The 12,724-nt window shown below is 67.5% G+C and carries 15 protein-coding genes; 9 read left to right on the top strand and 6 right to left on the bottom strand.

Going from position 1 to position 12,724, the window contains the following annotated elements; translation table 11 throughout:
• Positions 1-43 precede the first annotated feature (43 nt).
• Positions 44-1,213, bottom strand: a complete 1,170-nt coding sequence (locus GV790_RS24265) for a thiolase family protein (RefSeq protein ID WP_163816421.1) — start codon at positions 1,211-1,213, stop codon at positions 44-46.
• An 88-nt stretch (positions 1,214-1,301) separates the two neighbouring features.
• On the opposite strand from GV790_RS24265, the gene GV790_RS24260 reads away from it, so the two are divergent.
• Positions 1,302-1,826: a winged helix-turn-helix transcriptional regulator gene (locus GV790_RS24260; RefSeq protein WP_163816419.1), complete on the top strand. Its 525-nt coding sequence runs from the start codon at positions 1,302-1,304 to the stop codon at positions 1,824-1,826.
• A gap of 57 nt (positions 1,827-1,883) precedes the next feature.
• Here the strand turns inward: GV790_RS24260 and GV790_RS24255 are convergent, their stop codons facing one another.
• Together GV790_RS24255 and GV790_RS24250 are read right to left on the bottom strand one after the other, a co-directional pair.
• Entirely contained in the window at positions 1,884-2,981 is a 1,098-nt protein-coding gene (locus GV790_RS24255; RefSeq protein ID WP_163816417.1) for an ABC transporter ATP-binding protein, read from the bottom strand.
• A 139-nt stretch (positions 2,982-3,120) separates the two neighbouring features.
• Positions 3,121-3,864 carry an oxygenase MpaB family protein gene (locus tag GV790_RS24250; protein WP_163816415.1) on the bottom strand — a complete coding sequence of 248 codons (744 nt, stop codon included), beginning with the start codon at positions 3,862-3,864 and terminating at the stop codon, positions 3,121-3,123.
• A 172-nt stretch (positions 3,865-4,036) separates the two neighbouring features.
• Here GV790_RS24250 and GV790_RS24245 point away from each other — a divergent pair, with 172 nt between their 5' ends.
• The 6 genes from GV790_RS24245 (at position 4,037) to GV790_RS24220 (ending at position 8,757) form a co-directional block, all read left to right on the top strand.
• The gene (locus GV790_RS24245; protein ID WP_163816413.1) at positions 4,037-4,831 is read left to right on the top strand and encodes an LLM class F420-dependent oxidoreductase; all 795 of its coding nucleotides are present in this window, start codon (positions 4,037-4,039) and stop codon (positions 4,829-4,831) included.
• A gap of 259 nt (positions 4,832-5,090) precedes the next feature.
• Positions 5,091-6,881, top strand: coding sequence for an ABC transporter substrate-binding protein/permease (locus GV790_RS24240; RefSeq protein ID WP_163816411.1), 1,791 nt, complete (start codon positions 5,091-5,093; stop codon positions 6,879-6,881).
• A complete protein-coding gene (locus GV790_RS24235; RefSeq protein ID WP_163816409.1) occupies positions 6,882-7,607 on the top strand; it encodes an amino acid ABC transporter ATP-binding protein in 726 nt (241 codons plus the stop codon). It begins immediately after the preceding gene.
• A 171-nt stretch (positions 7,608-7,778) separates the two neighbouring features.
• The gene (locus tag GV790_RS24230) at positions 7,779-8,075 is read left to right on the top strand and encodes a hypothetical protein (RefSeq protein WP_163816407.1); all 297 of its coding nucleotides are present in this window, start codon (positions 7,779-7,781) and stop codon (positions 8,073-8,075) included.
• Positions 8,076-8,116: 41 nt separating this feature from the next.
• Positions 8,117-8,329, top strand: coding sequence for a type II toxin-antitoxin system RelE family toxin (locus GV790_RS24225; protein WP_218586465.1), 213 nt, complete (start codon positions 8,117-8,119; stop codon positions 8,327-8,329).
• 20 nt (positions 8,330-8,349) lie between these two features.
• A complete protein-coding gene (locus GV790_RS24220) occupies positions 8,350-8,757 on the top strand; it encodes a nitroreductase family deazaflavin-dependent oxidoreductase (protein ID WP_280212033.1) in 408 nt (135 codons plus the stop codon).
• Here GV790_RS24220 and GV790_RS24215 read toward each other — a convergent pair.
• From GV790_RS24215 to GV790_RS24205, 3 genes are all read right to left on the bottom strand, one after another.
• Positions 8,741-9,121 (bottom strand): hypothetical protein, encoded by a 381-nt coding sequence (locus GV790_RS24215; RefSeq protein WP_163816403.1) that lies wholly within the window; start codon positions 9,119-9,121, stop codon positions 8,741-8,743. The two genes, GV790_RS24220 and GV790_RS24215, sit on opposite strands and share 17 nt — an antisense overlap.
• A gap of 359 nt (positions 9,122-9,480) precedes the next feature.
• Positions 9,481-10,704 carry an MFS transporter gene (locus GV790_RS24210; protein WP_280212035.1) on the bottom strand — a complete coding sequence of 408 codons (1,224 nt, stop codon included), beginning with the start codon at positions 10,702-10,704 and terminating at the stop codon, positions 9,481-9,483.
• A gap of 189 nt (positions 10,705-10,893) precedes the next feature.
• Entirely contained in the window at positions 10,894-12,123 is a 1,230-nt protein-coding gene (locus GV790_RS24205; protein WP_280212037.1) for a helix-turn-helix domain-containing protein, read from the bottom strand.
• Between the two features lie 188 nt (positions 12,124-12,311).
• Between GV790_RS24205 and GV790_RS24200 the strand changes: the two genes are divergently transcribed.
• Together GV790_RS24200 and GV790_RS24195 are read left to right on the top strand one after the other, a co-directional pair.
• On the top strand, positions 12,312-12,584 hold the full coding sequence (locus GV790_RS24200; RefSeq protein ID WP_163816399.1) for a hypothetical protein: 273 nt from the start codon (positions 12,312-12,314) through the stop codon (positions 12,582-12,584).
• Entirely contained in the window at positions 12,581-12,721 is a 141-nt protein-coding gene (locus GV790_RS24195; protein WP_163816397.1) for a hypothetical protein, read from the top strand. The genes GV790_RS24200 and GV790_RS24195 overlap by 4 nt, the downstream gene beginning before the upstream one ends.
• Positions 12,722-12,724: the final 3 nt, after the last annotated feature.

Here is a 12,724-nt window from a genome sequence, read left to right as displayed (position 1 = left end):
ACACCCGACCCGCCCATCCGCGCTCGCTCGCCACACGTTCGGTTCAGAGTCGTTCGACGATCGTCGCGTTCGCCAAACCTCCTGCCTCGCACATTGTTTGCAGGCCGAATCGCGCGCCACGTTCCTGCATGGCGTGCACCAGAGTCGTCATCAGCCGGGCCCCCGATGCGCCGAGGGGATGCCCGATCGCGATCGCTCCGCCATTGACGTTCACTCGGCTCATATCCGCACCCGTGTCGTGTGCCCAGGCCAGCACCACCGGTGAGAATGCCTCGTTGATCTCGATCAGATCGATATCGGACAGCTGTAGCCCGGCCCGCCGCAAGACCTTTCGGGTGGCCGGGATCACCGCGGTGAGCATCAGCAGCGGATCGTCACCGGCGACGGCGAAGCTGTGCAGCCGGGCGAGCGGTCGCAGACCGAGCTGAGCGGCCTTCTCACTGGTCATGATCAGTACGGCCGCGCTGCCGTCGCTGACCTGGCTGGCCGTCGCCGCGGTGATCTGCCAGCCGATCTGCGGAAACCGTTCGGCCATGGCGGGGTCGTAGTAGGCCGGGCGCAGGCTCGCGAGGGTGTCCATGGTGCTGCCCACCCGGATGCCCTCATCGGTGCTCAGTCCGGCGATGGGTGCGAGCTCGGCGTCGAATCGTCCGTCCTTGGTGGCGGCGGCCGCCTTGTCGTGACTGGTCAGTGCGAATTCGTCGAGCTGGGTGCGAGTCAATCCCCAGGTGGCGGCGATCAGTTCGGCGCTGATGCCCTGCGGCACCCACCCCTCCGGATAGCGCTCGGCGAATCCGGCGCCGGACGGATCCTCGGTGCCGATCAGGCTCGCGCCCATCGGCACCCGCCCCATCGATTCCACGCCCGCGGCGACCACGATGTCGTAGGCGCCCGAGATGACGCCCTGTGCCGCGAAGTGAATGGCCTGCTGACTGCTGCCGCACTGGCGGTCCACCGTGGTGGCAGGCACCGACTCGGGAAAGCCTGCGGCCAGGGCGGCGCGGCGGGTCATATTCACGCCCTGCTCACCGACCTGGGTGACGATGCCGCCGATGACGTCGTCGATGAGCTCGGGATCGATGCCGCTGCGCTCCACCACCGCGCGCAGGCTGTGGGCGAGCAGGTCGACCGGGTGGACGTCGTGCAGGGCTCCATTCGGCTTGCCCTTGCCGATCGGCGTGCGGACTGCCTCGACGATGACCGCGTCTCTCATGGTTCTTCCTTCCGATCGCGTCACATCTGACTATGACGCTATATAGCCAGGGTACGTCTGGCAATAGTGGAGGCAAGTCAGGGTCGGTATGATGCTGGTCATGGCAGCCGTGATGGAAGGGCCTCTCGCCGACCTCAGCTCATGGAAACCCGAGCACTGCTCGATCGCGAAGGCGCTCGACGTGGTCGGCACTCGCTCGGCCATCCTGATATTGCGCGAGGCCTATTACGGCACCACCAGATTCGACGGCTTCGCGGCACGAGTCGGCATCACCGACGCCGCGGCCGCGAGCCAATTGCGCAAGCTCACCGCGGCAGGGCTGCTGGAGAAACGCCCCTACCAGGACGAAGGCAAACGAACCCGCCATGAGTACGTGCTCACCGGCAAGGGTCGCGATCTGCTGCCCGTGGTGCTGGCGTTGATGCAGTGGGGCGACACCTACTTGCAGCCCGGCCCCGCGCCGTTGCAACTGGTCGAGGAATCAACCGGGGCGCCGGTGCGCGTGCAGGTGCGCAGCGAATCCGGACGAGAGATCGCGCTCGAGCAGCTCGGTGTGCGGCTGAACGAGGAGTGGGTGCGGTCCAGAGGTGGGCCGGGCGCCGACCGCACCTAGCGTGTCGAACCGCTGCGAGATTCGTCCGCCCGGTACGAGCCGGGCGGACGTGCGGTCTCAGTTCAGCCGGCGTCCGTCGTCGGCGGCGAAGAAGTAGGTGTGTTCCGGGTCGGCGGTGAGCAGCACCCGCTCGCCCTTGGCCGGCGGGTTACGCCAATCCGCGCGGGCCACAATCGTTTCGCCGGCATCGTCGGCGATGGTGCGTCCGTAGATGTAGGCGTCGGAGCCGAGTTCCTCGACCACGTCCACCTCCATCTCGATCCCGGCGCCGCCCTTGGTGAGCGCGGAACCGTCCCCGCCGATCTCCAGATGCTCCGGCCGCACGCCGACGGTCACCGAGCCATTGCTCGCGTCGGCCACCGAGCGCGGCAGCGTCAACCGGTGTCCGCCGAGGGAGACGGTGCCGTCGGAGACGGGCAGGGTGAACAGATTCATCGCGGGCGAGCCCATGAACCCCGCGACGAACACGTTGGCCGGATCGCGGTACAGATCGCGCGGCGAGGCGCACTGCTGCAGCAGTCCATCGCGCAGCACGGCGACCCGATCGCCCATGGTCATGGCCTCGACCTGGTCGTGGGTGACATACACCGTGGTGGTGCCGAGTCTGCGCTGCAATTGCGCGATCTGGGTGCGAGTCTGCACCCGGAGCTTGGCGTCGAGGTTCGACAGCGGCTCGTCCATCAGGAACACCTGCGGCTGCCGCACGATGGCGCGACCCATGGCGACGCGCTGCCGCTGACCACCGGAGAGCGCCTTGGGCTTGCGGTCCAGGTAGGGCTCGAGGTCCAGCAGTTTCGCCGCCTCCAGCACCCGCTGCTTGGTCTCCGCCTTGTTCACCTTGGCGAGCTTGAGCGCGAAGCCCATGTTCTCCGCGACGGTCATATGCGGGTAGAGCGCGTAGTTCTGGAACACCATCGCGATATCGCGTTCCTTCGGCTCGGCGTGCGTCACGTCCCGCTCGCCGATCAGGATCCGGCCGCCGTTGACCTCCTCCAGACCGGCCAGCATCCGCAGCGAGGTGGATTTCCCGCAGCCGGACGGCCCGACCAGGACCAGGAATTCACCGTCGGCGATCTCCAGGTTCAACTGGTCGACAGCCGGTTTACCAGCGCCCGGGTACAACCGGGTGGCCTGGTCGAAGGTCACCGTAGCCACGGCAGATCACTTCCCTTCACCGGCAGGAACGTGCCGGACGATCCGAGTAGAGGGTTCCGGCGGATCTTACGTGCGGTGCGCTCGCCCCGCAGCGCCGGTCGGTGTGGGCCACGCCGCCGCGGGGCGCCGGGCACCTATCTCACCGGGCGGTCGGGACGTACCGCAGCGCTCGGGGAGCGAGCTGCGCGCCGGACCGGAGGGTGGCCGCATATGCACGCAGCGCCGCCCGGTCGCGCGCGCTCACGGTGACGCCGAGTAGTTCGGCGGCGCGTTCGTGCAGCAGCCCGCGGATCGCATAGCCGGGTGTCAGACGCGGCACCCACGCGTCGGGCCGCAGTGCCTGCGGGGCCAACTGCGCACCGTGGGGCGTGAGGCGCAGCCGGGTGGCGCAGAACTCGGCGAAGTAGTGCTGGAATTCGGCCCACGTTTCGGGCATGTACCGCGCCGACATGCCGTAAAGCCGGTACCAGTCACAACATTCGGCGTACAGCTGTTCGTGCTCAGCGGCCGAGAGCGGGACGTCGAAGGTGTTCACCGCGGTGAACAGGGTGTCGACGTAGGTCGCGTGCTGGAAATGGAACAGCTCGGGGTGCAGCGCGTGATAGCGGCGCCCGAGCTGATCGCGCCCCTTCACGTGCTCGTGCCCGTACCGGATGATCGGGCGCCCGTCGCGTTCGTCGTAAGCCAGGCGAATCATCTGCAGAACCGTGCGCCGCTTGTGCCACCAGAGCCGATACGGGACGTGGTCCACGAACGCGGTCGCGATCGCCGGATGCAGGATCTGCAAGGTCACCGCACGCGGCAGCGCCAGCAGGAAGCGCCGGTCACCCAGATGACGCCGTAGTAGCGAACCGGATTCGCCGTCCTTCCGGTGACCAGCCATGTGCACCACCATTTCCGACGCGGATCCCGCAGATCAGTCGATGAGATTGTGAGGCAATATACCTCTCACTCTATCAGCCTGGCCCTGGCTGCGCGCGGTTCGCCCGGCCGGAATACGCGCACGGCGGTAGCCTCGGTCGGGCAAGCGCCCCGAGGGACGAGGAGTCAACGCGATGAGCCGACCGGTTCGTGTGGGAGTTCAGCTGCAACCGCAACACGCGTCCGAATACGGCCTGATCCGGGACGCGGTGCGGCGGGCAGAGGACGCGGGCGTTGACATCGTCTTCAACTGGGACCACTTCTTCCCGCTCACCGGCGATCCCGACGGCGCGCATTTCGAATGCTGGACCATGCTCGGCGCGTTCGCCGAGCAGACCGAGCGGGTCGAGATCGGCGCGCTGGTCACCGGCGGTGGTTATCGCAATCCGGATCTGCTCGCCGATATGGCGCGCACCGTCGACCACACCAGCGGCGGCAGGCTGATCCTCGGGATCGGCGGCGGCTGGTTCGAACGGGATTACGCCGAGTACGGCTATGAATTCGGCACCCCTGGCACCCGGCTGGACCTGCTGAAATCGTCCCTGGCCCGGATCGACGCGCGGATGAAGAAGCTGAATCCGCAGCCGGTACGCGATATCCCGATGCTCATCGGCGGTGGCGGTGAACGCAAGACGCTGCGCCTGGTCGCCGAACACGCCGATATCTGGCACAGCTTCGGCGATCTCGAGGTCTTCACCCGCAAGAGCGGCATCCTCGGGGGCCATTGCGCCGCCGCGGGCACCGACCCCGGGCGGATCGAGCGCTCGGTGAGCTGGCCGGGCCGCAGCCTGGCGCCCGCATTCCTCGAGGCGGGCGCGACACTGTTCACCGTCGGCGTCAGTGGCCCGGATTATGACCTGAGCCGCGTCGTGGAGGCGATCAACTGGCGCGACGAGATCAACCCGGAGCCGATCAGCGGGATCGCCTGATACCTGTCGCGGCGGTCGCGCGGAAGGTTCCCGCGACGATCGGGGGCGGCGCGAGCCGACGCTTCTCGCTCGATCGAGGCGGAACCCGCGACCGGCGTCCTCCGATTAGCAGCGCGTTGTCCGGCGGTTGCGGCGGGATTTCTCGCACCGTGGTCGAATCCGCCGGAACGGGCCGATCCAGTGGTCACCGACCTCGCGCCGCCCGGCTCGCGCCGGTAGCCGCCGGATAGCCTGAGCTGGGCGGCTAGGGTGTTCTCCCATGGCTGGTCTGCTCGCTGTGCGGTCTCGTGTGTTGATCGCCGTGATATTGCTCGCCGTCGTCGGCTTGGCGACGGCCTGCGGTTCCGGTGACGGCTCGTCGGCCCGCGATCTGTGCGCCCCACCCGGGGTCGAGGCGGCCGCGGCCGCACCGAAGAACCTGGCGTCACCGGCCAAGGCGGGCGAGGACCGCTACACCACGCCGGCCACGGTGCCGCTGGAGTCCATCGACATCTCCAAGCTGGGGCTGATCACCCCGGGCAAGCTGAGCGTCGGCACCCTGTCGGACGCGCCGCCGAGTATCTGCGTGAACTCCGCGGGCGCTTTTACCGGTTTCGACAATGAACTGCTGCGCGCGGTCGGCGCGAAACTGGGTCTGCAGGTAGAATTCTCCGGCACCGAATTCGCGGGCCTGCTCGCGCAGGTAGCCGGCGGGCGTTTCGATGTCGGCTCGTCCAATATCACCACCACCGAAGAGCGCAGGCGGATGGTGGACTTCACCAACGGCTACGACTTCGGCTATTTCTCGCTCGTCGTCGCCGACGGCAGCCCGATCGGCAGTTTCGACGATCTCGGCCCGAGCAGCCGGGTCGCGGTGGTGCAGGGCACGGTGCAGGACGAATACGTCGTCAACACACTGGGTTTGGATCCGGTGAAGTTCCCGGATTACAACACCGCCTATTCCAATCTGAAATCCGGGCAGGTCGATGCCTGGGTGGCGCCGTCGGCGCAGGCCGAGGGCGCGATCTCGCCCGGTGATGGCACGAAGATCGCCGAGAACTCCTTCAGTCTGGAGAATTTCGCGGCCTGGGCGGTCGGCAAGAACAAGCAGCCGCTGGTGGATGCGCTCAACGCCGGTCTGGACGCGGTGATCGCCGACGGCACCTACGCCGAGCTCTACAGCAAGTGGGTGCCGCGCGAATTGCCGCCGGGCTGGAAGCCGGGCTCGAAAGCCGCCCCGGTGCCGGAGCTTCCGGATTTCGCCGCCATTGCCGCCGAACGCGCACCGGCCGAGCAGACGCAGACCGAACCGAAGTCGACGCTGGAGCAATTGGGCGACACCTTCTTCGATTGGTCGCTGTACCGGCAGGCCTTCCCGGATCTGTTCAAAACCGGCCTGCCGAACACATTGATTCTCGCGGTCGTCTCCGGTGTGCTCGGCACCGCGATCGGCATGTTGCTCGCGGTGGCGGGCATCTCGCGCAGTCGGTGGCTGCGCTGGCCGGCCCGGATCTACACCGACATCTTCCGTGGCCTGCCCGCCGTGGTGATCATTCTGCTGATCGGCCTCGGTGTCGGCCCGGTGGTGCGCGATCTGACCGGAAACAACCCGTACTGGCTGGGTGCGGTGGCATTGGCGCTGCTGGCCTCGGCCTATATCGGCGAGATCTTCCGCTCCGGCATCCAGTCGGTGGAGCCGGGCCAGCTCGAGGCCGCCCGCGCCATCGGCTTCGGATACCGGCAGGCGATGACGCTGGTGGTGATCCCGCAGGGCGTGCGCCGGGTGCTGCCCGCACTGATGAATCAGTTCATCGCGCTGATCAAGGATTCGTCGCTGATCTATTTCCTCGGGCTGCTCGCCGCCCAGCGTGAGCTGTTCGCCGTCGGCCGTGACCTCAACGCGCAGACCGGCAACCTGTCCCCGCTGGTCGCGGCCGGTCTGGTGTATCTGCTGCTGACGATTCCGCTCACCCACCTGGTGAACTACATCGACCGGCGCATGCGGACCGGCCGCCCCGATCAACCCATCGACCCGGTCGAACAGGCCGCGATCACGGAAGGGCGTGGGTAGATGAGCGCCTCACTCACCGGCACCGGCCTGCGGCTGAAGCTCGGGAACAACGAGATCCTGCGCGGTGTGGACATCCACGTCGACGCCGGCAAGACCACCACCGTCATCGGGCCGTCCGGTTCCGGTAAATCCACGCTGCTGCGGGTGCTCAACCGCCTGCACGAACCCGACGCCGGCGACATCCTGCTCGACGGCACGTCGGTGCTCACCGAGGACCCGGATAAGCTGCGCCAGCGCATCGGCATGGTGTTCCAGCATTTCAACCTGTTCCCGCACAAGACCGTGGCCGAGAATGTGGCGCTCGGTCCGCGCAAGCTGCGCGGATTGTCCAAGGAGCAGGCGCGGGCGCTGGCGCTCGAGCAGCTCGAGGTGGTCGGGCTGGCCGGTAAGGCCGATTCCCGCCCGGCCAACCTGTCCGGCGGCCAGCAGCAGCGGGTGGCGATCGCGCGGGCGCTGGCCATGAAACCGGACATCATGTTCTTCGACGAGGCCACCTCCGCGCTCGACCCGGAGCTGGTCAAGGGCGTGCTGGCGCTGATGTCGGATCTGGCCGCGGGCGGTATGTCGATGATCGTGGTGACCCACGAGATGGGCTTCGCCCGCAGCGTCTCCGACAGCGTGGTGTTCATGGACGCCGGTCAGGTGGTGGAGACCGGCAGCCCCGACGCACTGTTCGACAATGCGGAGACGCCACGACTGCGCCGATTCCTCGACCAGGTGCTGTAGGGGCCTGCTTCATCGGTCGGTCCCGGCCTCACAACCGGCGCTGGTCGCCTCGGCGAATCCACGCCGGTCGTCCGGCGTGGCGATTTCGTCGCTACCACGCATTCATGCGCACTTGATAATGTGTGAGGTGCTCTTCGGTTCCGCCCGACCCACACGGGAAGAAGGATTCTGATGACGACAGCACACGCTCAGCACACCGAACACGAGCACAAGCACGGCCCGGCCTGCGGGCACGTCTCCGTCCCGCACGGCGACCACGTCGACTACGTGCACGACGGCCACCTGCACCGCGAACACGAAGGCCACTACGACGAATGTGAGGCCGGCGGCCACACCGAATGCTCCCCGCACGACCACGTCCACGGCGAGGGCTGTGGGCATGTCGCGGTGCCGCACGGCGATCACGTCGATTACATCCACGACGGTCACCGCCATGCCCCGCACGATGGCCATTACGACGACCACTGAGTCGTAGCTTCCCATCCGGGGGCTGCAACCGGCTGAAACAATTGCAGAAGCTGCCCCGCGACGTGCTCGAGTCCGCCCTGCGCGCGATCATCGCGCTGACCAAGGACCCGCGCCCATCCGGCGCCAAGAAACTCGTCGGCCGCAACGACTGGCGGATCCGCAGCGGCCAGTGCCGCATCGTCTACGAGATCGACGACGCCGAGTCTATGATCCGTATATTCGTGGTAGCCAAACGTTCTGATGTCTATCGCTGAACAGGATGCGGGGAGGTGCGGTGGATCTAGCGCGGATCAATCGGGAGACGATCGCGAAGTTCCGTGCGGGTGAGGACCCGGAAGGCATGCACCGGGATCGGCTGCTCCTGCTGACCACGACCGGCCGCCGCAGCGGACGCCCGTACACCGCGCCGATGATGTTCCACCGCGACGACGACCGGGTACTGGTGATCGCCTCCAACATGGGCGCGCCCCGTCATCCGGACTGGTACCTGAATCTGGTCGGCGACCCGAAGGTGGTCGTCGAGGTAGGTGACGAGACCTACGACGCCTTCGCGACCACGCTCGACGGCGAGGAACGCGAGCGGATCTGGGCCATGCTGAAACAGGCCTACCCGTGGTTCGCCGACCACGAGCGGAAGACCGAGCGGGTGATCCCGGTGGTGGCTCTCACTCGGGCCGCATAGCCGCTCCGAAGCGAGTGAAGCCGGTCAGCGCGGGCCGGATCGTCGGCTCGCCCGCCGGCCCGGACCGCAGCCCCGCGATGACCTCCTCGGACATCTCGCCGTAGGTCTCGAACGATTGCACGGTGCAGTGTGCCATCACGTCCTGGATATAAGGGTCGGACAGCTGCCAATGTGCCAGCACCGCTTCGGAATCCGGATAGAGCTGGAAGCTGTGCGCCAGGCCGCGCTCCTCGTCCAGAAAGACGTGAACCATCAGCTGCGGACCGTGCTCCTCGACAAACGCCACGGCGCGTTTCACCGCCGCCGAGAACTCCTCCAGATGCCCTTCGGTGATCCGCATCGTGTTGTGGAAAAGGATGCTCATACCGACCAGGTTGGAACATCAACCATACTCGAGGTCAAGAGGTCCCAGGCGCCAGACTCGTGGCAGCGGACCCGACCGACATCGTCCGACCCGTTCGATGCCTGGGCCCGGTGCCATAGCACCCCGAGCGCAACGCGAGCTGTCGGCGGCCAGGACGCGGAAGGGGTGGCATTGGCAACGTATCCCTTGCAGGCCCATACGCTGCCCCCCGGATGATCGATGATCCGGTTCGCTACAGTGCAGGACAACTGTCTGAGCCACCCCATGGCCGCGAATGTCGAAGCGTTCCGTCCGGCGTGATCACCGTAATGGAGCCGGATCGAGCCGTCATCGCTGGGAAGATCATCGACAGCGCATGCCTAGAGGCTCGGTCCACGCGCCCCGGCCCGCACCTCGCCCCGCGCGCTGAGCGCGGCGATAGCGGCGGCGATTCCGATGGCGCCGACGGCCGACAATGCTGTAGCCGTCCAGCCGAACCACTCGACGGATGCTGCGCCGCAAGCGGTTCCGAGGCTGCCGCCGATGAAGTACACCAGCATGTACGCGCTGTTGAATCGGGCGGGAGCGTTGGGGTCGATGGCCAGTACGGTGCTCTGATTCGCCACCTGAGCGGCGAAGAGGCCGGCGTCGAACAGGGCGAGGCAGATCAGGACGGCGATCGTGTTCGCGAGGGTCGGGCCGGTGATGAAGAGGGCGGTACCGGCAAGCGCGAGACCCAGCAGGATGACCCGCCGCGCGCCCACCCGATCGGTCCAGATGCCGGCCAGCTGCGTAGCGGGGATGCCTGCGAGCCCGGCCAGTGCGTACAGGCCGATCTGTTCTGCGGAGTAGGAGAACGGCGGCGCCGAGAGCGCGACGGCGAGCCCGGCCCATACCGCGCAGAACGCGAAGAACCACAGCGCGCCGCACACCGCGGCCACCCTCAGCGTGGGGTGCCGTACGAACAGACCGGGCAGTGAGCGCAGCGTCGCGAGGTAATCGAGTTCGGCGGCGCCTCGGGTCGCAGGCAGCAGCACCAGGCACAGCCCGGCGGCGCACAGGCAAGCCACGGCGAATACCAGAAGCATTCCGCGCCAACCGATTTCCTCGGCCAGCCATCCTCCCGCGATCCGGCCCGCGAGGATCCCGGCCGAGATGCCCGCGGTGACGATGCCGAGGACCGTGGCCCGCCGGTGTGCGGGAGCCAGCCGCCCCGCGAGCGAGCTGAGGCTCGCCCCGACCGACGAGCACGCGCCGATAACGCCGATCAGCAGACCCACCTGCCACGCACGATCCGCGACGGCGCTCACCGCCAACGCGACGGCCAAGGCGCCGAACTGCATCGCGAGCGTCCGGCCGGGCGAGAATCGGTCGATCATTGGGACGATCAGCCCGAGACCCACCAGATACCCGATCGGGCCACCCGCAAGCGCGAATCCGGCCACGGCGATCGACGTATGCAAGGAGCCCGCCACTTCGGCGATCGCCGGTTGCAGCGGGTAGATGGTTGACGTCCCGAGCGCAGCCGCGAGCGACATGAACAATACGACCGAACCGCGCAGCCGCAGATCATCACGGAGGTCGTCGGCGAGATGAGCATTCACATCGACCGACGGTAAGAATCGCCGAGATCGATGGCTGGCGGGATCTCGACATCACCGTGGTCGAGATGGCCCCTCGCGCGCGGTCCGCGCTGCCTCGGCCATGGAGCTCTCGCCGGACAGCTGCGCTGGGCCGCGACGCCGGGCGCTGGTCGTGCGCTCAGGGCGTGGCTATTCGCGAGGTATCGGCGACTAAGCGGGCACCAGGCCGATCTGCCGACCCAACTCGTGAACGTCATTCCTCATGCCCGAAGGGGGTTTACGCATCAGCGCGTGCAACATATCGCGGGCGTGTCCGTTGTATTTGGCCGTCTCGGGTGCGGTGCGGACCGCCTTGTCCAGCAGAGCCAGCGTCGCCACCGGTTCGTCGCGTTGCTCGTGCGCGCGGGCGACCTCGATGAAGTGGCGGCTGCGACGGGGGACCGATGCGATCTGGTCGGCGTCGAAGCCGCTGGCCGCGCGAAGTGCTTCGCCGGGGCGGCGCAGCTCGACGCCCAGAGTTGTCGCGTGGGCCGCCATCACCGGAACCGAGAAGGAGGTCTGGACGTGCCGGTAGCCCACGCCCAATTGCCGGGCGGTGGCCTCGGCCTTCTCCCAATATGACCAGGCGTCGCCGTGCCGGCCGCGCCGGGCGTGCACATACGCGATCTCGGCGTTCAGCGCGCCGGCAATGCCATGCCAATCATCGGGTGTGGTGTCGCGGTCGAGATAGGGCGCCAGACGTTCGACGGCCGTGCGCGCGAGTGCGTCGGCCTCCTCCCACCGGCCCGAATCCCGCAGCGCCTGTGTCATCGCCCATGCGCCGCAGGCGATCACATACGGATCGTCCGCCTCGTAGCCTTCGGACAACGCGCGATCGGCCACGAGCCATACGAGTTCGGGGGCGGGTTGGTAGGCCACGTAGAAGTCGGCCAGCTGATAGACCCCGGCCAGGACCCGCCGCGCCGCGCGGCGATTCTCACCACCTGCCCGCACCGCGCCCTGCGCATCCCTGATCAACCCGGGCAGCAGCCTCCCGAGCTGGGTCCGATGGTCCGGGCTGGCATGGCGAACCTTCCAGGCCTGACGCAGCCTTCCCTCGAGATGGCGGATATCGGCGGGCCGTGCCGGTGCCGACAGCCGGTACTCGGTGAGCGCGGCCTGCACCTCGGTGAGCGCGCCATGCCGCTCCCCGGCGAACACGGCGACCGGAACCGCGTAGCCGTTGCCGGTGAGCTCGGCCAGATCCGCGAGTTCCAGGGCGTGCGCGATCCGTAACAGCATCGGCAACCGCGGTGGTTGCAGTCGGCCGTTCTCGACAGCTTTCAACCATTCGGTCGACCGGCCGACCAGGCCAGCGAGCACCGCGCGCGACATGCCGGCCCGCTCCCGCAGGCGCTTGATCCGCGCACCGACCGTAGCGTCCTCGACAGGGTTGATCACCACGGCATCCCTTCCGCTGTTGAACCCTTTTTCCCAGCGTAACGCCGGGTACAAGCGGTCGAGGTACAAAACGTACCCGTCGCAGACCCCGCGCATTTCTACTGTCTCCCGCATCGCGCGGCGCCGGGTGTGTGCCCCTTCGTCCCCGGCGCCGGGCGGACCAAAAACCAACAACCGCAGGGGGTTCCATGTCGGACTACATCACCGCGTTCGCAGTCGCGGGCACGGTTGCCGTCTTATTGCTCGGCCTGATCTACGTTCTGCCCTACGCCTTCGATGACGATGAACCTCCGATCACCGCGCGCGCACCTCGAATGTCGGCGCGGATGGCGCACGCCACGATGCAAGCGCACCGTCGGTGCGGTATCGACAGCTGCCCGCACAAGCGGGACGCCTATCGGACCCTGGTGGCGGTGGGGGCGATCGTTCCGGATCAGCGCGCCGAGCGGTTCACGCGGTGACCGAGGACGCCCACATTCGTGGCTGGGTGCAGTGGGATGACGGCACGTGGTCGACCCTCGATGAATACGGCATGCCGGGTGAGCGGCGCACGCTGGCGGAAGTTCTCCAGGAATGGGAACGTGGCCACACGCGCTGACCG

Origin of the sequence: Nocardia cyriacigeorgica (genome assembly GCF_010858045.1) — a bacterium.
Taxonomy (GTDB): Bacteria; Actinomycetota; Actinomycetes; order Mycobacteriales; family Mycobacteriaceae; genus Nocardia; species Nocardia cyriacigeorgica_E.
This window is presented reverse-complemented; position numbering and strand designations above follow the sequence as displayed.

Bases quoted from the DNA above. Each gene is read 5' to 3' on its own strand.
- GV790_RS24250 (WP_163816415.1), bottom strand. From the start codon at position 3,864: ATGGCTGGTCACCGGAAGGACGGCGAATCCGGTTCGCTACTACGGCGT.
- GV790_RS24200 (WP_163816399.1), top strand. From the start codon at position 12,312: ATGTCGGACTACATCACCGCGTTCGCAGTCGCGGGCACGGTTGCCGTC.
- GV790_RS24240 (WP_163816411.1), top strand. From the start codon at position 5,091: ATGGCTGGTCTGCTCGCTGTGCGGTCTCGTGTGTTGATCGCCGTGATA.
- GV790_RS24235 (WP_163816409.1), top strand. From the start codon at position 6,882: ATGAGCGCCTCACTCACCGGCACCGGCCTGCGGCTGAAGCTCGGGAAC.
- GV790_RS24260 (WP_163816419.1), top strand. From the start codon at position 1,302: ATGATGCTGGTCATGGCAGCCGTGATGGAAGGGCCTCTCGCCGACCTC.
- GV790_RS24230 (WP_163816407.1), top strand. From the start codon at position 7,779: ATGACGACAGCACACGCTCAGCACACCGAACACGAGCACAAGCACGGC.
- GV790_RS24215 (WP_163816403.1), bottom strand. From the start codon at position 9,121: ATGAGCATCCTTTTCCACAACACGATGCGGATCACCGAAGGGCATCTG.
- GV790_RS24265 (WP_163816421.1), bottom strand. From the start codon at position 1,213: ATGAGAGACGCGGTCATCGTCGAGGCAGTCCGCACGCCGATCGGCAAG.
- GV790_RS24245 (WP_163816413.1), top strand. From the start codon at position 4,037: ATGAGCCGACCGGTTCGTGTGGGAGTTCAGCTGCAACCGCAACACGCG.